Origin of the sequence: Rhodopseudomonas sp. NSM (assembly GCF_052445935.1) — a bacterium.
Classification (GTDB): domain Bacteria; phylum Pseudomonadota; class Alphaproteobacteria; order Rhizobiales; family Xanthobacteraceae; genus Rhodopseudomonas.
Window position 1 is genome coordinate 862,302 of sequence record NZ_JBQTCH010000002.1, and the last position, 20,913, is coordinate 883,214.

A 20,913-nucleotide genomic window follows, 5' to 3' on the forward strand; every position below is an offset into this window, starting at 1 on the left:
TGAGCGTGATTTGTTGTGAATCCGCGCGGAGCCGGATATCGTGGCAGAGGTCTGTTGCAGGCGATCCCGGCGATGCTCGCACGATACGATACCGCCCTCGTCCCACCCCAGGATCGCGTCGCCTATTGGCACGATGTGGTGTGCGCCAACTATGTTCAGCTCGAATGCGAGATCGCGGACACCAGCGACGTTCGCGGGGCCATCGAGATCAGACGCCTCGCCAACGTCTCGGTCTCCGAGATCAGCGGAACCGGCGGCAAGGTGCGGCGCCGCGCGCGGGATATCCGGCGTGCAACGGAAGACTTCTTCCTGCTCAGCCTGCAGCTCGAACAGGTGACGACGGTCAGCCAACGCGGCGAGATCACCACGCTACGCCCCGGCGACATGGCCGCCTACAGCAGCACCGAGCCCTATGAACTCAGCATGGCGAGCGGCTTCCGCCAGATCGTGCTGCAGATCCCCAAGGCATCGCTGCTGCTGCGGATGCCCGACGCGGAACTGGCGCTCGGCAGGCGAATCGACGGCAGCACCGGCGCCGGGCATCTGATCGGCCAGAGCATCATGCAGTTCGGCAAGTACACGCCGGCGCCGAACGATCTGCTGAACGATCACGTCGCGGATATTCTGGCGAGCCTGTTCTCCGCCGCCCTCTCCAGCACGTCGACCACCGGCGCAAGCGAGCTGTCGTCGTCGACGCAACTTGTTCTGCTGCGGGCGAAGTCGGCGATCCGGCGCCATTTCCGGGAAGCGCAGTTCGATCGGGTCGCACTCGCCGAGGCCGTCGGCGTCTCGGTGCGCCGGCTCAACGAGATCTTCGCCACGCAGGCGACCTCCGCGAGCGACGTCATTCGCGAAACGCGCCTGCAGATGGCGGCGGATGAACTGACCGACCGGCGCAAGGCCGGGCTCACCGTCAGCGACATCGCGCTGCGCAACGGCTTCAGCAGCTTCTCGCATTTCTCCACGCTGTTCCGGAAACGCTTCCACACCTCGCCGCGCGACTGGCGGCAGACAAAGTCCCAGCCGCATCGCGGCTCGGCAGCGGGCGACTGACGGAGCAAGGCACTTTCGTTTCAACCCGTCATGCCCGGCCTTGTGCCGGGCATCCACGTCTTGCTGATGGAGTCGTAAGAAAGGCGTGGATGGCCGGGACAAGCCTGGCCATGACGAAACTAATCGCAGGATGGACAAGGCACGCGCGACAATCATCCTTCGAGGCTCACGCGCGCGCACCTCAGGATGACGATGGCGTGTGCTGCCCGGCATTCAGCGCGTAGGATGGACTCAGCGAAGCGTGTCGACGTGGACCTTATCTGTCGGCATGTCGTCCCCGCGCAGGCGGGGACCCATACGCCGCAGTATCTCGTTTCAGGCACTGCAGCAGAGGCCGTTCCTCGACTCGAACAGCCAGGGGTTATGGGTCCCCGCCTGCGCGGGGACGACAGGCACCGGATGCAGCGCCTGAACGTTTCACCGCAAGCGACAGTCCCGTCTCTCACCCCTCCCCGACCGCGCCCGCTACGATCATCGCGTCGATCTCTGAGGCGCTGTAGCCCGCGTCGAGCAGCACCTCGCGCGAGTGCTCGCCGAGGCGCGGGGTCGGGCGGTGCAGGCTGGGCGGGGCGTCGGAGAATTTGGTCGCGGGGCGCGCCTGGCGGATGCGGCCTTCGCTCGGATGGTCGATCGCGGCGAAGTAATCGACCGCCTTGAGATGTTCCTGCTCGCCGATCTCGCTGATCCGCGCGAACGCGGTGTGCGGCACGTCGAGCCGCAGCAGCAGATCTTCCCACTCGGCGGTGGTGCGGCTCGGCGCGATCTCGCCCATCCGCGCGTAGATCCTGTCGATGTTCTCCGCCCGCGCCACCGGGTCACGCACCTGCAATTCGTCGATCAGTTCGGGTCGGCCGACTGCCGTGAAGAACGCGCACCAATTGTCGCCGGAATACGGCAGCATCGTCATCCAGCCGTCTTTGGTACGCACCGGCCTGCGCTCCTTCATCCGCTTGTAGCCGGCGGGGCCGATCGGCGGATCGAACGCGTAGCCGCCGAGCATCTCGATGCTGTTGAAGCCCGCGATCGTCTCCAGCATCGGCACTTCGACGAGTTGGCCGCGGCCCGAACGCTCGCGGCTGAACAGCGCCGCCGACACCGCGCCGGCGAGCGCCTGGCCGCAGATCTTGTCGCCGATCAGGCTCGGCACGAATTGCGGTTCGTCGTCCGAGCCGATCGATGAGGCGAGGCCCGAGGCGGCCTGGATGATCTCGTCGAACGCCGGCCGCGCCGCCCACGGCCCATCCTGGCCAAAGCCGGTCGCCGCCGCATAGATCAGCCGCGAATTCAGTGCGCGGCAATCCTCGTAGCCGAAGCCGAGTCGCGCCATCGCGGCGGGGCGCACATTGGTGATGAGCACGTCGGCGCCCGGGGGATCAGCCGCCGCAACGCCGCCTTGCCGTGCGGATGCTTGAGGTCGAGCGCGAGGCTGCGCTTGTTGCGGTTCACCGCCATGAACTGCCCGCTCATGCCGCGATGGCGCGACGCGCCGGCATAGCGCCACATGTCGCCGGCCAGCGACTCGATCTTGATCACGTCGGCGCCCCAGTCGCCGAGAATCTGCGCCGCATAGGGGCCGAACAGCACGCTGGTCAGATCGAGAATGCGGATGCCGGCGAGCGGCCCGGTCGGTTCGGTCATAGCTTCGCCGCTCGCGTGGTCGACATTCGCCGAACGAGTCTCATGCGTGCTTCCTCCCTCACCGCATCGTCTGCGCGATGCTGACGGTTGCTCTGCCTCACGACCGCAGGGGTCGCCAGTACCCAACATACAGTTCCGGCCGGCGCCGAGATGTAGGCTCGACCACGCAGGGTCATGCAATTTTCGCAGACTCGGGCCCTGGGGCGATCAGCCGGGCATTTTCGTCCTCGGCATCTCCGCAGGTCATGGCCGGGCTTGTCCCGGCCATCCACGCCTTGCCGCGCATCGAGGCGGCAAAGACGTGGATGCCCGGGACAAGCCCGGGCATGACGGAGTCTGCGGCAGGTGGAACGTCGCGCAGCGCGTCCGCCTCACTCCTCCTTGAAGCCGTATTCCTGGTTGTTGCCGGTCGCGCCGTAATACTTGTAGGGCAGGAACTTGCCGGACATCGTGATCTTGACGCGGTCGCCCTTGGGGTTGGGCAGGCGGTCCATCACCATGTCGAAATCGATCGCCGACATGATGCCGTCGCCGAATTCCTCCTCGATCAGCGCCTTCCAGGCCGGGCCGTTGATCATCACCAGCTCGTAGAAGCGATAGATCAACGGATCGGTCGGGGGCATCTGGATGCCCTCGCCGCGCATCGGCACTTCGTTGAGCATCGCGGTCTCGACTTTGCTGAGGCCGAACAGTTCGGCGGCGTTGGCGGCCTGCGGCTTGGTCAGCTTCATGTGGCCGAGGATCGCGCCGACCACCAGCACTTCGGAATGGCCGCCGATCTTTTCGCAGATGTGTTTCCAGGTCCAGCCTTTCTCGCGCTTGAGGTCGAGCAGCTTTTCGGTGAGTTGCGCACGCTTCATGATGAGTTCTCCGTGAGGTGGTGATGATGAAAGACGATGGCGTCAGCGCGCGCGGAGCTGCGCCGGCGCCGACGCGGCCGCGCCGTTCGCGGCCGGCACCAGCGCTGGCTCGCCGAGGCCGGGGCGCACCACCGGCACGTTGAGCGGATCGTGACCGGGGTTGGCGGTGGCGAAGGTCTTGCTGCGCGTCACCAGGAAGTCGACGATATGGTTGCGCAGCGCGTAGTAATAAGGATGCCGGTGCAGATCGATCCTTGCGCGATCCTTCGGCAGCGGGTTCTCGACGATCTCCGCCACCACGGCGCCGGGGCCGTTGGTCATCAGAAAGATTTTATCGGCGAGATACATCGCCTCGTCGACGTCGTGGGTGATCATGAAGGTGGTCTGGCCGGTCTCGAGACAGATCCGGCGCACCTCGTCCTGCAGCGAGCCGCGGGTCAGCGCGTCGAGCGCCGAGAACGGCTCGTCCATCAGCATGATCTTCGGGGTGATGCTCAGGGCTCTCGCGATGCCGACGCGCTGCTTCATGCCGCCCGAGAGTTCGGACGGCCGCTTGTGCTCCGAGCCGGTCAGGCCGACGAGGTCGATGAATTGCTGGGCGTGGGCGCGGACCTTGGCCTTGTCCCATTTGGGCCATTTCGACGTCACCGCATAGGCGACGTTGCCCATCACCGTGCGCCACGGCAGCAGCGCGTGGCTCTGGAAGATCACCGCGCGGTCGAGGCTGGTGCCCTCGATCGCCTGGCCGTCGACGATCACCGCCCCTTCGCTCGGCTGATCGAGCCCGGCGAGGATGTTGAGCACCGTGGTCTTGCCGCAGCCGGAATGCCCGATCACGCAGCCGAACTCGCCGCGCGGCAGCGACAGCCACAGGTTTTCGAAGATCGTGGTGTCGCCACCGCCGGCCGCGCCGGGATAGCGCTTGGCGATGCCCTCGATCGAAATGAACTTGTCGATCATCGCGCTCACTCCGGAAACGTGACCATGCGGGTGAACCGCGCCAGGATCTGGTCGAGCAGCATCCCCACCACCCCGATCACCAGGATCGCAATAATAACATTCACGATCGACAAATTATTCCATTCGTTCCAGACGAAGTACCCTATACCCGTACCCCCTACCAGCATCTCGGCGGCGACGATCACCAGCCACGCGATTCCGATCGATATCCGCATGCCGGTGAGGATGGTCGGCGCGGCGGCCGGCAGGATCACCGTGAAGGCGCGCCGCACGTTGCCGACCTCCAATGTGCGCGCGACGTTGATCCACTCCTTGCGCACCGAGGCGACGCCGAACGCGGTGTTGAGCAGCATCGGCCACACCGAGCAGATGAAGATCACGAAGATCGCCGACAGGCTGCTGTCCTTGATGGTGTAGAGCGCGAGCGGCATCCAGGCGAGCGGCGAGATCGGTTTCAACACCTGGATGAAAGGGTCGAGCGCCTTGTTCATCAGCGGCGACATCCCGATCAGGAAGCCGAGCGGGATCGCCACCGCGACCGCGATCAGATAGCCGATCGCCACCCGCGCGATTGAATAGCCGAGCTGGATGCCGAGCCCCTTGTCGTTCGGACCGTTGTCGTAGAACGGCTGCTGGATGTGCTCCCACAGTTTGGCGCCGACATCCAGCGGGCCCGGCATCGCCGATTTGCCCTGGGTCGCGGTCGCGCCCATCAGCGCGGCGTATTCCGGGCTCATCTGGGCCACGGCGCCGGTGCCGCGCGTTGCCAGATGCCAGGTGCCGATGAAGGCCGCGAAGATCACCAAGGAGACCATGGCGGCCCGAATGCGAAGAGATTTCGTCATGACGACTCTCTGCTCTCTCCCGCTCGCCGGGAGAGAGGTGGAATGAAGGAATGGAACGATGATTTCGCAACGAGGATGCGGCGCCTCACCATGCCGCTCCGCGATACGGCGCCCTCCCTGCGTGGGAAGGACGTTCGAGAGGCGCACGCATCCCCGGGCATCACGAGGCCTTCTTGATCTTGAAGCTCGCGAGATACTCTTCCGGATTCGAGCCGTCGAACGACTTGCCCATCACCGAGAACGACCGCGAGGTCGTGGTCGGCGGGGTGAGGCCCGCTTCCTTCATCAGCTTCGCGGTGTCGGTCGCCAGATAGACCTGCTCGGCGATCGCCTTGTAGTCGACGTCTCCCTTGACCTGTCCCCAGCGCTTCATCTGGGTCATGATCCAGACCGCGAAGGACTGCCACGGGAACGGATCGAAATCGATCCGGTTGGGCTGCTTGACGATGTTGCCGAGGCCGTCCGCATAGGTGCCGGTGAGGATCTGCTCCAGCACGATCGCCGGCTGGTTCAGATAGTTGGCCGGCGCGATCGCTGCGGCGATCTCCTTGCGGTTCTCCGGTTTGTGGGCGTAGGCGGTGGCCTCGATGATCGACTTCAGCAGCGCGCCGTAGGTGTTGGGCATCGTGGTGACGAATTCCTTCGACGCGGCGAAGGCGCAGCACGGATGGCCGTCCCAGATCTCCTTGGTCAGGATGTGGATGAAGCCGACGCCGTCATAGACCGCGCGCTGGTTCATCGGGTCGGGCGCGAGATAGCCGTCGATGTTGTCGGCGCGCAGATTGGCGACCATCTCCGGCGGCGGCACCGCGCGGATCTGGACGTCGACGTCGGGGTCGAGGCCGTGCTCGGCCAGGTAATAGCGCAGCAGATAGTTGTGCATCGAATAGTCGAACGGGACCGCGAACTTGAATCCCTTCCAGTCCTTCGGATTGCGCTTGTCCTTGTGCTTCATCGCCAGGGTGATGGCCTGGCCGTTGATGTTCTCGACCGCCGGCATGGTGTAGGGGATCGGATTCGAGCCGACGCCCATGGTGATGGCGAGCGGCATCGGCGACAGCATGTGCGCCGCGTCGTATTCCTTGTTGATGGTCTTGTCGCGGATAACCGCCCAGCCCGCGGTCTTGATGACTTCGACGTTGAGACCGTATTTCGAGTAGAACCCCATCGGGGCGGCCATGATGATCGGCGTGGCGCAAGTGATCGGAATGAAGCCGACCTTGAGATCCTTCTTCTCCAGCGGGCCGCTGGCGGCGAACGCCTCGGTGGCGGTCTGCAGCGGGAAGAACTGCGAAACCGCAGCAAGCGCGGTGGCCGCTCCGACCGATTTCAGGAAGGCGCGCCGCGAGGCGTCGTGCGGAAACATCGCCCGCATCACCGCCGAGGCGACCACGCCCTCGAACCGCTTGTCCTCGCTCTCCAGCATCGCCGGCTGCAGCGACGAGGACGGGTCTGCGGCATGCTCGGCTTCGCTGACATGCCGGCCACAGCTACATCCGCCTGCAGTCAGGCGGCGGTTGGGATCAAACGGATTGTCGAACGTGGACATGGGACCTCCTGCGCGATTTCACCCTCGTTAACGCAAGGAGCATGCCAGCTCGGCGCGGCGAACTTTGCCAATGGACGCCGTCCAGTTTGCGCATTTGCGAATTACGAAATCTCGTAGTATACGAATTTTCGTAGTCGAATTACGAAATTTCGGAGAATTCCATGGACCTTTCGGTATCTTGTTCCGCCATGGACACCGATCTGCGTGCGTGGGTATTCGACGGCCTGATCGAGGCGGCGCTGCTGCTCGATCCGGCCGCCGACCGGATCCTCGACGTCAATCCCGCGGCCTGCGCCCTGCTCGGCTATGACCGGGCCACGCTGCTGCAGACCCGGATCAGCGCCCTGCACGACCGGCAATTTCCGGCGCTGATCGTGTTCACCCAGGCGGTGTTCGACCGCGGCAGCTATTGGACCCACGCGCTGACGCCAAACAACAGCGCCGGCACACCGTTGCGTGTCGAATATGCCGGCCGGGCGCTCCGCCTTGACGGGCGCACGCTGCTGCTGCTGACGATGAGCGACCTCGAGCAGCGCCGCCGCCGCCATATCGACGCCGCCGCCGACGACTACATGCGCGACGGATTGCCGGCATGGCAGCGGGTCGAGCGGGTGTTCGAGGATATCGAGCGCGAGAACCAGTTGATCCTGCGCGCCGCCGGCGAAGGCATCTACGGCGTCAACGCCGAGGGTCGCGCCACCTTCGTCAACCCGGCGGCGGAGCGGATGCTCGGCTGGTCGGCCGAGGAGCTGGTCGGTCAGTCGATCCACGCGGTGATGCATCACACCCATCACGACGGCCGGCCCTACCCGGATCACGACTGCCCGATCTACGCCGCGTTCCGCGACGGCGCGGTGCATACGGTCGACGGCGAGGTGTTCTGGCGCAAGGATGGCAGGCCGGTATGGGTCGAGTACACCTCGACGCCGATCCGCGACCGCAGCGGCGTGATCGTCGGCGCCGTCGTTGTGTTTCGCGACGTCAGCCAGCGGCGCGAGGCCGACGAGAAGCTGCACGCCGCGCTCACCGAAGTCGACCGGCTGCGCGAGCGCCTGCAACTGGAGAACGATTATCTGCAGGAAGAAATCCGGATCGAGACCAATCCGCGCGGCATCATCGGCCAGAGCGAAGCGATCCAGACCACGCTGCGCCAGGTCAAGCTGGTGGCGCCGACCACCGCCGCGGTGCTGATCACCGGCGAATCCGGCACCGGCAAGGAGCTGATCGCGCGCGCCATCCACGATGCCAGCACCCGCAGCGGCCGGCCGCTGATCCGGGTCAATTGCGCCGCGATCCCGCGCGAATTGTTCGAGAGCGAATTCTTCGGCCACGCCCGCGGCGCCTTCACCGGCGCGGTGCGCGACCGCATCGGCCGGTTCGAACTGGCCGACGGCGGCACGCTGTTTCTCGACGAGATCGGCGAGATTCCGCTGGAGTTGCAGGGCAAGCTGCTGCGCGTGTTGCAGGAGGGCAATTTCGAGCGGGTCGGCGACGAGCGCACCCGCAATGTCGACGTCCGGCTGATCGCCGCCACCAATCGCGACCTGAAGCAGGAGGTGCAGCGTGGCCGCTTCCGCGAGGATCTGTACTTCCGGCTCAACGTGTTCCCGATCGAGTCGGTGCCGCTGCGCGATCGCCGCGAGGACATTCCGCTGCTGGCGCAGCACTTCCTCGCCAGCGAACGGCGCGAGCTGAAATCCGGACTGCGGTTATCGCAGGGCGACGTCCGGCGGCTGATGCGCTACGACTGGCCGGGCAACGTCCGCGAGTTGCAGAACGTGATCGAGCGCGCCACCATCCTGGCGCAGAACGGCCGGCTGCGGATCGACCTGCCGGAGCCGTCCGGCCACCATCCGGCGCCGAACGCCGGACGGCAGAAGGCGGAAACCAGGCCGGCGGTGATGACGGCTGGCGAGTTGCGCGATCTCGAGCGCGCCAACATCGTCGCGGCGCTGCGCGCTTGCAGCGGCAAGGTGTTCGGCGACGACGGCGCCGCCGCGATGCTCGACATCAAGCCGACCACGCTGGCGTCGCGGATCAAGACGTTGGGAATTGCATCCGCCCGCGGGCGGGCCTTCGCCGATCCTCCGGCGGCCTAAGGCAAGCCGGACTGGACGACCGCCGCGAACGGCTCAGGCGCTCGCGGCGATCTTGCGCGGCACGTGGTGCACCGTCATTTCGCCGTCGGGGCAGACACTGCGCTTCACCTCGGCGAGGACACGGTTGAAATCCATCTCCGGATTGCACAGCAGCACGTCGAGCAGCAGCAGCCGGTATTCCGGCCAGGTGGTCAGCACGATGTGCGACTCGGCGAGGAACAGCGCGATGGTCAGCCCGTGCGGGACGTAGCGCACCTCGTAGGACCCGATAATGGTCGCACCGACGCTCTGGACCGCGGCGCGCGCGGCCGCTACCAAGGCGGCTTCATCCTCGATCACCGGCAGGCAGTCGTACAGTTCCGCCAGCGCGTGGGTCATCAACATCGGCGATCGGTCCTCAATGGCGGTTCAGTTTCAGCGCCTGTTTGGCACGGATAGCGGCGCGGGCCAACCGCGGCGCGGCCCGTCCTTTTGCGGGGCGCGCCGCAATGGCTGACCCCGCAATCCTGCGAACCATCGCCGAGGCGACAAGGCTGCGCGAAGGTCCGGCCGGCGTCGAGGCGATCCTGCGCGCGGTGTACCGCTCGGGTTCGCTGCGGCTGCAGGACGTCGCGCGTGAAGCGCGGCTGCCGATGCCAATCGCCACCGCGGTCCGCCGCGAGCTGGAAAAGGCCGGGCTGCTCGAGCGCAGGCAGGGTCTGGCGCTGAGCCCCGAGGGCCGCGACTTCGTCGAGCGCGAACTCGGGCTCGGCATCACCATCGACGTCACCTGCCCGGCCTGCACCGGCCATGGCGTGGTGATCCCGGAGAATTTCCACCCGCAGGTCGCGCGGCTGGCCGCCATCATCGCGCAGGCGCCATCGGTCGACGTCACGCTCGATCAGGCGCCGTGCACGCCGGAGACGTCGCTGCTGCGCGCGCTCCTGATGCTGCAGGCCGGCGCGCTGGAAGGCCGCCGCGTGCTGCTGCTCGGCGACGACGATTCGGTGTCACTGGCGATCGGCCTGATCGGCCAGGCGCTGGGCAAGGCCGACCTCACCCGCGGCGTCGTGGTGATCGATGCCGACGAGCGCCGGCTCGCGTTCCTGCGCGACAATGCAGAACGCGAAGGCATCGCGCTGCGCACGCTGCATCACGATCTGCGCCAGCCGCTGCCCGCCGAATTGCAGGGCGCGTTCGACACCATCGAGACCGACCCGCCCTACACGCTCGAAGGCGCAAAGCTGTTTCTGACGCGCGGCCGCGAGGCGCTGGCCGGCGACGGGCTGTGCTACTTCTCGTTCGCGCAATGGCCGCCGCGGCAGATGCTGGCGCTGCAGCGGGTGTTTCTCGATCTCGGCCTCGCGGTGCAGACGATCCGGCCCGGCTTCAACGCCTATGCGGGCGCGACCGTGCTCGGCAATGTCGGGCAACTGATCGAACTCGCCGCCGCCGGCCCCGCAGCCGCCGCGCTGCCGGCGTGGCAGGGGCCGCTGTACACCGCCGAGATCAATCCGCGGGTCCGCGCCTATGTCTGCACGTCATGCGGCCGCGAGGCCGTGCTGGGGCGCGGCTCGACGCCGGAGACGATCGAGGCGTTGAAGGATCAGGGATGCGCGAATTGCGGCGGGCACAGCTTCCGCCGCAAGACCGGCGGGACCTGACCGGCCAGCGGAAAGACGGACTTGCCCGCCGCAGCCGTTCGTGCGAACGCGGCGGCTGAATTCTGGAGTTGAACGATGAACGACAAGCCCTTGCATACGCTGCGCCCGCTGGAGCGCGCGGACCTCGAAAAGATCGGCTGGATGGAAGCCGAGATCGCCAAGATCTCGTTCCCCGACGATCCGATCACCGACGTCGGCTTCTATGTGAAGAAGCTGGAGAAGCTGTTCGGCGACAAGGAAGCCGCGACCTTCGTCGCCGAACGCGACGGCGAGATCGTCGGCTGGTCCTATGTCAGCATCCGCCGCAACTTCATCACCAAGCAGCCTTACGGCGACTATCACAGCATCTACATCGACCCGTCGCAGCGCGGCTCCGGCCTGTCGAACCTCTTGATGAATTCGGTGTTCGACTGGTGCAAGGCGCAGAAGCTGGATCATGTGGTGTTCCGCACCCGCGCCACCAACGAGCCGATGAAGGGCGTGCTGGCCCGCGTCGGCTTCGTGCCGACGCAGATCTATCTGGAAAAGCCGCTCAAGGATTGAGTACGACGTCGCCGCCGGGCGCGTCCTCGGCCGCAGCGCGCGGCATCACGAACACGTCGTAACGCACCGTCTTGCCGGCGATCTGGTAGGACGGTTTGCGCACGCCGACGAGCGGCTCGGCACGCAGCGGCCATTTCAGCACGACGCGGCCGCAGCGCGCCGTCAGCGCCGCCTGCAGCAGTTCGCAGACGTCGGGATCGGCGCCGACCAGATTGCGTAGCAGCCGCATCTCCTGCTTGACCAATGCCGTCTTGGTCCGCTCCGGATGCATCGGATCGACGGTCACGACATCGGCCTGCAGGGTCGGAAGCAGGTCGCGGGCGTCGCCGTGGATCAGAGTCATCCGCGCCACCACCGCCGCGATGTCCTCACTCTCGGCGCGCGCGGCCGCGAGCGCTTGCGCCAGCAGCGCGTGGACCTGCGGCGAGCGCTCGATCAGCGTCACGCTTGCGCCCATCGAGGCGAGCAGGAAGGAATCGCGACCGAGCCCCGCGGTGGCATCGATGACCTGCAGCGCGCGGCCGGGCGCCATGCCGGTCGCCTTCAGCAGCGCGTGGCTGCGGGCGGCGCCGGAGCGCAATTTGTAGCCGACCGCGCCGCCGACGAAGTCGATGGCGAGCGCGGATCGGCCGGCCGCGGCCATCGTCTATTGCAGGCTGAGCGCCACGAAGCGCAGTTCGCCGGCTCCGTTCGAGACCAGCAGCAGCACCGACTTCTTGCCGTCCTTCTTGACCTGGTCGACCCGCTTCTTGATATCGGCGGCGCTGGTGACCGCCTCCTGCGCCACCTCGACGATCACGTCGCCCGCCGAAAGCCGCTTCTCGGCGGCATCGGAGCCGGTGTCGACGCCGACCACCACCACGCCCTTGACGCTGTCCTTGATCTTGTACTTGCCGCGCAGATCCTTCGACAGCGCGGCGAGATCGAGCCCGAGCGCCTTCTGCGTCACCGGCTTTTCCGGTTCGGGCTGCGACTTGGCCGAGGCCGGCTGCGGCTTGGCGCCGTCGTCGAGGCGGCCGAGCGTGACCTGCTTGGTCTCTTCCTTGCCCTTGCGGATGATCACCACGTCGACGGTCTTGCCGACCGCGGTGTCGGCGACCACGCGCGACAGATCCTTCGGCTCCTTGACGTCCTTGCCGTCGAACTTGACGACGACGTCGCCGGGCTCGATGCCGGCGGGCTTGGCCGGACCCTTGTCGTCGATGCCCGCAACCAGCGCGCCGCGCGCCGGCTTGATGTTGAGGCTCTCGGCGATTTCGTCGGTGACCTGCTGGATCCGCACGCCGAGCCAGCCGCGGCGCAGCTCGCCGAACTGCCGAAGCTGATCGACGACGCCGACCACGGTCTTCGACGGCACCGCGAAGCCGATGCCGATCGAGCCGCCGGACGGCGAAATGATCAACGTGTTGACGCCGATGACTTCGCCGTCGAGGTTGAACAGCGGGCCGCCGGAATTGCCGCGATTGATCGCCGCGTCGGTCTGGATGTAGCTGTCATACGGCCCGGAATTGATGTCGCGGTTGCGCGCCGAGACGATGCCGGCGGTGACCGTGCCGCCGAGCGAGAACGGGTTGCCGATCGCGACCACCCATTCGCCGAGCCGCAGCTTGTCCGAGTCGCCGAACTTCACGGCCACCAGCGGCTTGTTCGCCGGCGGCTTGAACTTCAGCACCGCGAGATCGGTCTTCTTGTCGACGCCGACGAGCTCGGCCTTGATCTTGGTGCCGTCGTTCATGATCAGGTTGATCTCATCGGCATCGGCGATGACGTGATTGTTGGTCACGGCAATGCCGGCGGTGTCGACGATGAAACCCGAGCCGAGTGAATTGGTCTTGCGCGGGCCGCCGCCCTTCTCGCCGCGGCGGTTCTTGAAGAAGTCCTCGAAGAATTCTTCGAACGGCGAGCCCGGCGGCAGATTCGGCTTGGCGCTGTTGCCCTCGCTGGGCGCGCTCTTGGCCTCGACCGTCTGGGTGGTCGAGATGTTGACCACGGCGTCGATGACCTTCTCGGCGACGTCCGCGATGCCATCGGGGCCGCGGGCCTGCGCCGGCGCCGCGGTCAAGGCGGCAGCGCCGAGGCACAATGCCGCCAGCAAAGGTCTGATCCGGAAGCTCAAGGCGGTGATCGCAACGGGCATGATAAGGGCGTCTCCTGCATCGAGGCCGGGCGCCTTGGGCGCTGCCGCTTGAAAACCCTGCGCCCGATCCGGGAACCGGGGCAAGCATCGTAATCGTTCGAAACTATCCCATCCGCCGCATCGATTGCGGCGAAAAACGGACGTCCCTGCTCACGATGCCGTTGAAAACCATCCGATCGCATGCAAACCGCGAGCTCAGCGACGGACCATCCAGATCAGGATCAGGCCCAGCACGGCCGAGGCGATGCCGACCACGCGCAGCACATTGTCGGGAGTAGCCATCGCGCTTTTCATGGCGCGCCGCATCCAGCTCGGGCTCGCAGCGAAGATCAGGCCTTCCAACACAAACAACACACCCACCCCGATCAGGAGGTCGGCGAACGCGAAAGACCCCATTCGACTGTATCCCCCGGCCGGGCGTATCGCCCGACAGCCACTATCGACGAAGCGCAGGCCACAGCCCGCGCTTCTGATTTCGGCTATGTTCTAGAGCAATTCCGGTCCTGATGGAATCAGAACCGGAAACGCTAGCGCGGCGCAGCAGCCGGTTCAGGCGTTGCCTGTCCTGGAATGCCGGGAGTCGGCGCCGCTGTCGTCGTCGCCCTTGCCGGGGGCCTGCCGGACGAATTCGCGAAGAAGCGGAAGAATTCCGAATCCGGCCGCAGCAGGAAGCGGGTGTCCGAACTCTTCAGCGACTGATCGTAAGCCGTCATCGACCGATAGAACGAGAAGAATTCCGGGTCCTTGCCGTAGGCAGCCGCGAACAGACGGTTGCGCTCGGCGTCGCCGGAACCGCGGATTTCTTCGGCCTGCGAATTGGCCTCGGCGACGATCACCGTGGCCTCACGGTCGGCCTTCGAGCGGATCTCCTGCGCCTTCTGTCCGCCCTGAGCGCGGAACTCGGCGGCCTCGCGCTGACGTTCCGTCTGCATCCGCTGATACACCGCCTGGCTGTTCTGGTCCGGCAGATCGGCGCGGCGGATGCGGACGTCGATGACCGAGATACCGTAGCCTTCGGCCTCGCGGTCGAGCTGGGCACGAATCCGCTGCATCAGGCCCTCGCGCTCGTCGCGCACCACCTGAATGAAGGTGACCTCGCCGAGCACACGGCGCAATGCCGAGTTCAGGAGCGTGGTGAGCTGGATATTGGCGGCCGGAATCGACCCGATGCTCTGGTAGAAGCGCAGCGCATTGTTGATGCGGTAGCGTGCGAACGCATCGACCACGAGCCGCTTCTGATCCGAAGCGATCACTTCCTGCGACGGGTTTTCGAGGTCGAGAATCCGCTTGTCGATGCTGATCACGGTGTCGATGAACGGCGCCTTGAAGTGAAGCCCCGGTTCAGTGACGACCCGCACCGGCTCGCCGAGCCGGACCAGCAGTACCTGCTCGGTCTGGCGGACGGTGAACAGCGACGACCAGCCGACGATGATCGCGACCAGGAGGACGATCAGGGCGACGATACCTGCGATTCCGGTCTTCATCGGTTGCCTCCGCCCTGGGTCTGCTGGTTCTGCGGCTGCGTCGGGGTGGCCGGCGCCGTGCGGCGCGGGCTCAACTCACTCAGCGGCAGATACGGCACGATGCCCTGGCCTCCCCCGGGGCCCGACCCCGAATCGTAAACCAGCTTCTCGGCGGGGCCGAGCACGCGCTCCATGGTTTCGAGATAGATCCGCTGACGGGTCACGTCGGGCGCCTTCCTGTATTCTTCATAGACGTCGAGGAAGCGCGCGCTCTGGCCCTTGGCCTCGGCGACCGCCTGTCCTTTGTAGCCCTCGGCGGCCTGGATGATCTGCGCGCCGCGGCCCCTGGCGTCGGGGATGACGCGGTTGGCGTAGGTCTGCGCTTCGTTCTGCAGACGTTCGAGGTCGGCGCGCGCAGCCTGGACGTCGCGGAACGCGTCGATGACCTGCTGCGGCGGGTCGACCTTCTGCATCTGAACCTGCTGCACCAGCACGCCTGCGCCGTAGCCGTCGAGCGTCTTCTGCATCAGTTCCTGCACGCCGCTTTCGATCGTGGTCCGGGCGCCAGTGAGGATCGGCTGGATGTTGGAGCGGCCGATCACTTCGCGCATGGCGCTTTCGGCCACGGCCTTCACGGTGCCTTCCGGGTTCTGGATGTTGAACAGGAAGTTGCCGACACCGTCGGGCTTGATCCGCCACAACACGGCAAAATCGACGTCGACGATATTTTCGTCGCCCGTCAGCATCAGGCTTTCCTCGGGCACGTCGCGTGCCGTCGTGCCGCGCCGGGCCGGATCGTTGATCAGCGTCATGCCGATGCTGATCGTCGACACGCGCAGCGCCTTCGGCAGCAGCACCGTCTCGATCGGATACGGCCAATGATAATTCAGGCCGGGCTGCACGGTGCGGACGTGCTTGCCGAAACGCAGGACGACGCCGAGCTCTTCGGACTGCACCCGGAAGAAGCCGGACAGGCCCCAGATCGTCAAGGCGCCGAGCACCGCGATGGCGATGCCGAGGCTGCTGAAATAACCGCCGGGAAGCAATTGCTGCAGCCGGTCCTGGCCGCGACGGAGCAGATCTTCCAGGTCAGGCGGCCGCGGTCCCGATCCCGATGATTGCGGCCCGGAGCCCCAGGGCCCCTTCGGGCCAGAACCCCACGGTCCTCCGCCTTGATTCTTCCACGGCATCAATAGTCTCCTCAGCGGTCCGGCGATCGTGCGGACCCCAATTCGTGAACGGCTTTATAGGGGACAGGCCCGGCAGGCACAACGCGCGTCGTCACTTGTCGCGAGCTAAGCCCTGACGCAATTTTGTCAATGTGGCGCGCGGGGTGCCCAAGGTTAACGTGCAGTGCAGCGTCGATAGGTCACATACGAGACATCGGCGCTGTCCTGCGGTCCAGCGGCGTGGCGTGTCCGCCCGACCTCCTCCCACTGCGCCGGGTCGATCGCTGGAAAAGTGGTATCTCCTGGCGGGCTCGCATGTACCTCGGTCAATTCGAGACGCGAGGCGTAGGGCAGCCAATGCGCGTAGATTTCCGCCCCGCCGATCACCGCAATTTCGGTGGCAAAACGCCGCAGCGCATCGCCGGCTGCGACCTGCTCTGCTGCATCGAACGACGGCGCAATCACCACGCCGTCCGCCTGAAAAAACGGGTCACGGGTCACCACGATGTTGGTTCGTCCCGGCAACGGCCGGCCGATCGACTGATAAGTCTTGCGGCCCATGATCACCGGTTTGTTCAGCGTCAGCTGCTTGAAGCGCTGCAGATCGGATTTGAGCCGCCAGGGAATCGCGTTGCCCTGCCCGATCACGCCATTGTCGGCGACCGCGACGATGAGGACGATCGACAGGCGCGAGCTAACTCCCGGGCTACTCACACCGCCACCTCCGCCTTGATGTGCGGATGCGGGTCGTAGCCTTGCAGGGTGAAGTCCTCGTAGCGGAAGCCGAAGATCTCGGTAACGGCGGGATTGATCGTCATCACCGGCAGCGCGCGCGGCGCGCGGGTCAGCTGCAGTCGCGCCTGTTCGAGGTGGTTGGAATACAGATGCGCGTCGCCGAGCGTGTGGATGAAGTCGCCGGGCGCAAGACCCGTGACCTGAGCCACCATCATCGTCAGCAACGCGTAGGACGCGATGTTGAACGGCACGCCGAGAAACGCGTCGGCCGAGCGCTGATACAACTGGCACGACAGCCTGCCGTTCGCGACGTAGAACTGAAACAGGCAGTGACACGGCGGCAGCGCCATCTTCTCGACATCCGCCGGATTCCATGCGGTGACGATCAGCCGGCGCGAGTCGGGATTGCGCCTGATCATGTCGACCACATGGGCGATCTGATCGATGCTGCGGCCGTCGGCGGTCGGCCAGGACCGCCACTGCGCGCCGTAGACCGGGCCGAGATCGCCGTTGGCATCCGCCCATTCGTCCCAGATCGTGACGCCGTGGTCGTGCAGATATTTGATGTTGGTGTCGCCTTGCAGGAACCACAGCAGTTCGTGGACGATCGCCTTGAGCGGCAGCCGCTTGGTGGTCAGCATCGGGAAGCCGGCGGCCAGATCGAACCGCATCTGATGGCCGAACACCGACAGCGTACCGGTGCCGGTGCGGTCGTGCTTCTCGGCACCGTCGCTGAGGATGCGTTCGAGCAGGTCGTGATACTGGATCATCGGTCGGCGGTGCCCGGAATGACGCCGGCGTCGCAGCCGCGGGCAGCGGCCGCTGCGCAAGGCTGCGGATATGCGGAATCCATGCCGAAAATACCCCTGCCGGTCGAAACAACAAGGCTTGATCGCGGCCGCGTCGCCGCCGTCAACCGCTTTCTCGCCGTCAACCGCTTTCTCAATGGCTCGAGCGCTTCAGAACCTGCCCCCATTTCTGCAGTTCCGCCTGCACCCGCGCGCGCAGCGCGTCTGGGGTGCGTTGATCCGGCGATGGAACGATGCCGCCGAGGCCGATGAGCGGATTGCGCACCTCGGGCTGGTCCAGCGCCCGCACCACCGCCGTGTTCAGCATGGCGACGATCCAATCGGGCGTGCCTTTCGGCGCGAACAGCGCGTTCCAGGCCTCGACCTCGAAAGCCGGCAGGCCGGCTTCGGCGGCTGTCGGCACTGTCGGCAGAGCAGGATCGCGTTGGGGACTGGCGATGACATAGGCCCTGACTGCACCGTCGCGCAGCGGGACCACCACGTTGACGATCTGGTCGCACATATAATCGACCTGCCCGGCAGCCAGCGCCTCCATCGCCGGCGCCGTCCCATTGAACGGAACGCCGGTGGGATCGATGCCCAGCAGATGATTGAGGAGCGTGCACGACGCATAGGACACCGACCCCACCCCCGCATGCGCCATATTGAGCAGATGGGTGTGGCCTCGCACGTAAGAGACGAATTCGCCGAAATCCGCCGCCGGGAAATGCTGACGCGCCACCACCAGCACCGGCATCCGCGACAACAGCGCGACCGGCGCGAAATCGGCATCCGGTCGGTATCCGAGATTGGGGTAAAGCGCGACCGCCGCCGCATGGGTCCCCATGTGGCCCACGATCAGCGTATAGCCATCGGGCTCGGCCCGCGCCGCCCGCTGTGTCGCGGTGGTCCCGCCGGCGCCGACGACGTTCTCGATCGCGACCGGCTGCCCCAACGTCTTCGACATTTCGACGGCGACGATCCGCGCCACGACGTCGGTCGGGCCGCCTTTGGCGAACGGAACGATCACCGTGATCGGACGCGACGGGTAGCTGATCCGGGTTTGACTAATCGCAGGATCGTACGGCAGCGATGTCGAAACCGCGACGACAAGACCAATGACAGCGGCGACGCGGCTGAACGCGACCGCCCGCACAATGCAATGCATTTTCCCGCCTCCGGCAGAAATTCCTTACCAGTATCGAGATGATCGGGAACGAATGCCCCGATCGAATATATCAGACAATCACGACGCCCGGCGCGCCCGCGCCGAGCGCAAATCGATCAGTTCTCGGACTCGACGAAGACCTCGTCGCGCTTGCGCCGCAGCGAGGGAAGCACCGCGAGCACCAGGAGTCCCGCGGCCACCGCAAGCAGCGCCGCCGACAGCGGCTCGGTCACGAAGATTGTAGCATCGCCGCGCGAGATCAGCAGCGCCCGGCGCAGATTTTCCTCCATCAGCGGCCCGAGCACCATCCCCAGCAGCAGGGGAGCAGGCTCGAAATCGTGTTTGACCAGCCAGTATCCGATCAGTCCGAAGATCCCCGCCATGACGACGTCGGTCGGCGCGTTGTTCACCGAGTAGATGCCGATGGCGCAGAATACCACGATCGCCGGAAACATCAGCCGGTACGGCACGCGCAGCAGCCGCACCCAGACTCCGACCAGCGGCAGGTTGATGATCAGCAGCATCAGATTGCCGATCCACATCGAGGCGATCATCCCCCAGACCAGTTCCGGCTGATTCTGCATCACCTGCGGTCCCGGCACGATGCCGTGAATGGTCATTGCGCCGACCATCAGCGCCATCACTGCATTCGGCGGAATGCCGAGCGTCAGCAGCGGGATGAAGGACGTTTGAGCAGCGGCATTGTTGGCGCTTTCCGGCCCCGCCACGCCTTCGATCGCGCCCCGGCCGAACCGGTACGGTGTGCGCGAGATCTTCTTTTCCAGCGTGTAGGCAGCGAACGACGAGATCACCGCGCCGCCGCCCGGCAGGATGCCGAGAAGCGAACCGAGTACCGTCCCCCGCGCGATCGCAGGCGCGGCGTCGCGCAGATCCTTGCGGGTCGGCATCAGGCCGGTGATCTTCTGCTGGACCAGCTGACGGTCGGCTTCGGTGCCGCCGTCGAGGTTGCGGATGATCTCGGCGAAGCCGAACACGCCCATCGCCACGGTCGCGAAACCGAGGCCGTCGGCGAATTCCGGAATGCCGAAGGTCATCCGCGACGCGCCGGTTTCGATGTCGGAGCCGATCATCGACAGCAGCAGGCCGAGCAGGATCATCGCGACCGCCTTGAGCACCGAGCCCTTCGCCAGCACCACCGCGAAGATCAGGCCGAGCACCATCAGCGAGAAATACTCCGCGGGTCCGAACTTCAGCGCCAGCTCGGACAGCGGCGCGCCCAGCACCGCGATCAGCACGGTGGCGAAACAGCCGGCGGCGAACGATCCGATCGCCGCGATCGCCAGCGCCGGACCGGCGCGGCCCTGCTTCGCCATCTGGAAGCCGTCGAGCGTGGTGACCACCGAGGTCGCCTCGCCCGGAATATTGACCAGGATCGAGGTGGTCGAGCCGCCATACTGGGCGCCGTAATAGATGCCCGCCAGCATGATCAGCGCGCCGACCGGCGGCAGGCCGAAGGTGATCGGCAGCAGCATCGCCACGGTGGCGATGGTGCCGATCCCCGGCAGGACGCCGATCAGCGTGCCGACCAGAGCGCCGATCAGGCAGAGGCCGAGATTCATCGGCGAGGCGGCGACTTGGAAGCCCAGCGCGAGATTGGAGAACAGATCAAGCATCGCGGGCGCTCACCGGATCAGGAACGACGGATACAGCGGCATAGGCAGCCCCAGCGCATAGGGAAACAGCAGGCTGCAGCCAATGGTCAGCGCGATGCCGACGATGATCGTTTCCTTCCAGCGCGTCTCCGGGGTTGCGAGCGCGGCGATCAGAAAGCTCGTGAAGGCGGAGAAGATCAGTCCGAGCGGGCGGATCGACACGGCGAACGACAGGATCGCGAGGCCGACGAAAAGCGGCCCGCGCCAGTGAAATTTCGCCAGTGGCTCGCCGTCGACGAGGATGGCGGTCACCATCAGGACGACGCCGCTTCCGAGCAGCAGCAGCGCGAAGATCCGCGGCGCGGTCCCCGCGCCGAACGAAAAGCCCTGCATGCCCTGAAGATCGCTCGACGCCCACAGCGCGAAGGCCGCCACCGCCACCAGCGCGAGCCCGCCGATGAAGTCCTGCGGTCCGCGAATCCACGTCGGAAAGACGGATTTGTCCGAGAGGCGGCTCGGCGTGTCGCTCATCGTTTCCTCCCCGTTGCCGGGCTTCGTGGCCCGTTTCTGTTGTCGCAGCGTGGCCGTTCTGCCTACCCAGTTTCCTCAGATAACGCCAGCGAAACCCAGAACGCCGCCGGCGATCAGCA

21 protein-coding genes are annotated in these 20,913 nt (G+C 65.9%); 4 read left to right on the plus strand and 17 right to left on the minus strand.

Annotated elements, in window-relative coordinates:
* Positions 1 to 72 precede the first annotated feature (72 nt).
* Complete coding sequence (locus ACTZWT_RS08280) at positions 73 to 1,053, plus strand: AraC-like ligand-binding domain-containing protein (protein ID WP_444769167.1); 981 nt, start codon at positions 73 to 75, stop codon at positions 1,051 to 1,053.
* Between the two features lie 442 nt (positions 1,054 to 1,495).
* Here ACTZWT_RS08280 and ACTZWT_RS08285 read toward each other — a convergent pair whose 3' ends face one another.
* The 6 genes from ACTZWT_RS08285 to ACTZWT_RS08310 all read right to left on the minus strand — a co-directional run bounded on the left by ACTZWT_RS08285 (position 1,496) and on the right by ACTZWT_RS08310 (position 6,905).
* A complete protein-coding gene (locus ACTZWT_RS08285) occupies positions 1,496 to 2,410 on the minus strand; it encodes a CaiB/BaiF CoA transferase family protein (RefSeq protein ID WP_444769168.1) in 915 nt (304 codons plus the stop codon).
* Positions 2,338 to 2,691: a CoA transferase gene (locus tag ACTZWT_RS08290; RefSeq protein ID WP_444769169.1), complete on the minus strand. Its 354-nt coding sequence runs from the start codon at positions 2,689 to 2,691 to the stop codon at positions 2,338 to 2,340. Before ACTZWT_RS08290 ends, ACTZWT_RS08285 begins: the two co-directional genes overlap by 73 nt.
* A 371-nt stretch (positions 2,692 to 3,062) precedes the next feature.
* Entirely contained in the window at positions 3,063 to 3,551 is a 489-nt protein-coding gene (gene cynS / locus ACTZWT_RS08295) for a cyanase (protein WP_444769170.1), read from the minus strand.
* A gap of 42 nt (positions 3,552 to 3,593) precedes the next feature.
* The gene (locus ACTZWT_RS08300; protein ID WP_444769171.1) at positions 3,594 to 4,511 is read right to left on the minus strand and encodes an ABC transporter ATP-binding protein; all 918 of its coding nucleotides are present in this window, start codon (positions 4,509 to 4,511) and stop codon (positions 3,594 to 3,596) included.
* A gap of 5 nt (positions 4,512 to 4,516) precedes the next feature.
* The gene (ntrB, locus tag ACTZWT_RS08305; protein WP_444769172.1) at positions 4,517 to 5,356 is read right to left on the minus strand and encodes a nitrate ABC transporter permease; all 840 of its coding nucleotides are present in this window, start codon (positions 5,354 to 5,356) and stop codon (positions 4,517 to 4,519) included.
* 160 nt (positions 5,357 to 5,516) lie between these two features.
* On the minus strand, positions 5,517 to 6,905 hold the full coding sequence (locus tag ACTZWT_RS08310; RefSeq protein ID WP_444769173.1) for a CmpA/NrtA family ABC transporter substrate-binding protein: 1,389 nt from the start codon (positions 6,903 to 6,905) through the stop codon (positions 5,517 to 5,519).
* Positions 6,906 to 7,093: 188 nt separating this feature from the next.
* Here ACTZWT_RS08310 and ACTZWT_RS08315 point away from each other — a divergent pair, with 188 nt between their 5' ends.
* Positions 7,094 to 9,004, plus strand: coding sequence for a sigma 54-interacting transcriptional regulator (locus tag ACTZWT_RS08315; RefSeq protein ID WP_444769234.1), 1,911 nt, complete (start codon positions 7,094 to 7,096; stop codon positions 9,002 to 9,004).
* A 33-nt stretch (positions 9,005 to 9,037) separates the two neighbouring features.
* On the opposite strand, the gene ACTZWT_RS08320 is transcribed toward ACTZWT_RS08315, so the two are convergent.
* On the minus strand, positions 9,038 to 9,388 hold the full coding sequence (locus ACTZWT_RS08320) for an S-adenosylmethionine decarboxylase (RefSeq protein WP_322517709.1): 351 nt from the start codon (positions 9,386 to 9,388) through the stop codon (positions 9,038 to 9,040).
* Positions 9,389 to 9,492: 104 nt separating this feature from the next.
* Between ACTZWT_RS08320 and ACTZWT_RS08325 the strand changes: the two genes are divergently transcribed.
* Both ACTZWT_RS08325 and ACTZWT_RS08330 read left to right on the plus strand, forming a co-directional pair.
* On the plus strand, positions 9,493 to 10,647 hold the full coding sequence (locus tag ACTZWT_RS08325) for a bis-aminopropyl spermidine synthase family protein (RefSeq protein ID WP_444769174.1): 1,155 nt from the start codon (positions 9,493 to 9,495) through the stop codon (positions 10,645 to 10,647).
* Between the two features lie 75 nt (positions 10,648 to 10,722).
* Positions 10,723 to 11,190 carry a GNAT family N-acetyltransferase gene (locus tag ACTZWT_RS08330; protein ID WP_322517711.1) on the plus strand — a complete coding sequence of 156 codons (468 nt, stop codon included), beginning with the start codon at positions 10,723 to 10,725 and terminating at the stop codon, positions 11,188 to 11,190.
* On the opposite strand, the gene ACTZWT_RS08335 is transcribed toward ACTZWT_RS08330, so the two are convergent.
* The 10 genes from ACTZWT_RS08335 to ACTZWT_RS08380 form a co-directional block, all read right to left on the minus strand.
* The gene (locus tag ACTZWT_RS08335; protein ID WP_444769175.1) at positions 11,180 to 11,833 is read right to left on the minus strand and encodes a class I SAM-dependent methyltransferase; all 654 of its coding nucleotides are present in this window, start codon (positions 11,831 to 11,833) and stop codon (positions 11,180 to 11,182) included. The genes ACTZWT_RS08330 and ACTZWT_RS08335 overlap by 11 nt on opposite strands.
* Positions 11,834 to 11,836: 3 nt before the next feature.
* Positions 11,837 to 13,327: a Do family serine endopeptidase gene (locus ACTZWT_RS08340; RefSeq protein ID WP_444769176.1), complete on the minus strand. Its 1,491-nt coding sequence runs from the start codon at positions 13,325 to 13,327 to the stop codon at positions 11,837 to 11,839.
* A 195-nt stretch (positions 13,328 to 13,522) separates the two neighbouring features.
* Positions 13,523 to 13,723 (minus strand): DUF2065 domain-containing protein, encoded by a 201-nt coding sequence (locus tag ACTZWT_RS08345; RefSeq protein ID WP_444769177.1) that lies wholly within the window; start codon positions 13,721 to 13,723, stop codon positions 13,523 to 13,525.
* 131 nt (positions 13,724 to 13,854) lie between these two features.
* Positions 13,855 to 14,811, minus strand: coding sequence for a protease modulator HflC (gene hflC / locus ACTZWT_RS08350; protein ID WP_444769178.1), 957 nt, complete (start codon positions 14,809 to 14,811; stop codon positions 13,855 to 13,857).
* On the minus strand, positions 14,808 to 15,980 hold the full coding sequence (hflK, locus tag ACTZWT_RS08355) for an FtsH protease activity modulator HflK (protein ID WP_444769179.1): 1,173 nt from the start codon (positions 15,978 to 15,980) through the stop codon (positions 14,808 to 14,810). Before hflK ends, hflC begins: the two co-directional genes overlap by 4 nt.
* A 153-nt stretch (positions 15,981 to 16,133) precedes the next feature.
* Entirely contained in the window at positions 16,134 to 16,673 is a 540-nt protein-coding gene (locus tag ACTZWT_RS08360; protein WP_444769180.1) for a dihydrofolate reductase, read from the minus strand.
* Positions 16,670 to 17,464, minus strand: a complete 795-nt coding sequence (locus tag ACTZWT_RS08365) for a thymidylate synthase (RefSeq protein ID WP_444769181.1) — start codon at positions 17,462 to 17,464, stop codon at positions 16,670 to 16,672. Before ACTZWT_RS08365 ends, ACTZWT_RS08360 begins: the two co-directional genes overlap by 4 nt.
* 172 nt (positions 17,465 to 17,636) lie before the next feature.
* Positions 17,637 to 18,650 (minus strand): tripartite tricarboxylate transporter substrate-binding protein, encoded by a 1,014-nt coding sequence (locus ACTZWT_RS08370; protein ID WP_444769182.1) that lies wholly within the window; start codon positions 18,648 to 18,650, stop codon positions 17,637 to 17,639.
* Between the two features lie 116 nt (positions 18,651 to 18,766).
* The gene (locus ACTZWT_RS08375) at positions 18,767 to 20,284 is read right to left on the minus strand and encodes a tripartite tricarboxylate transporter permease (protein ID WP_444769183.1); all 1,518 of its coding nucleotides are present in this window, start codon (positions 20,282 to 20,284) and stop codon (positions 18,767 to 18,769) included.
* Positions 20,285 to 20,293: 9 nt separating this feature from the next.
* Complete coding sequence (locus ACTZWT_RS08380; protein WP_444769184.1) at positions 20,294 to 20,794, minus strand: tripartite tricarboxylate transporter TctB family protein; 501 nt, start codon at positions 20,792 to 20,794, stop codon at positions 20,294 to 20,296.
* Positions 20,795 to 20,913: the final 119 nt, after the last annotated feature.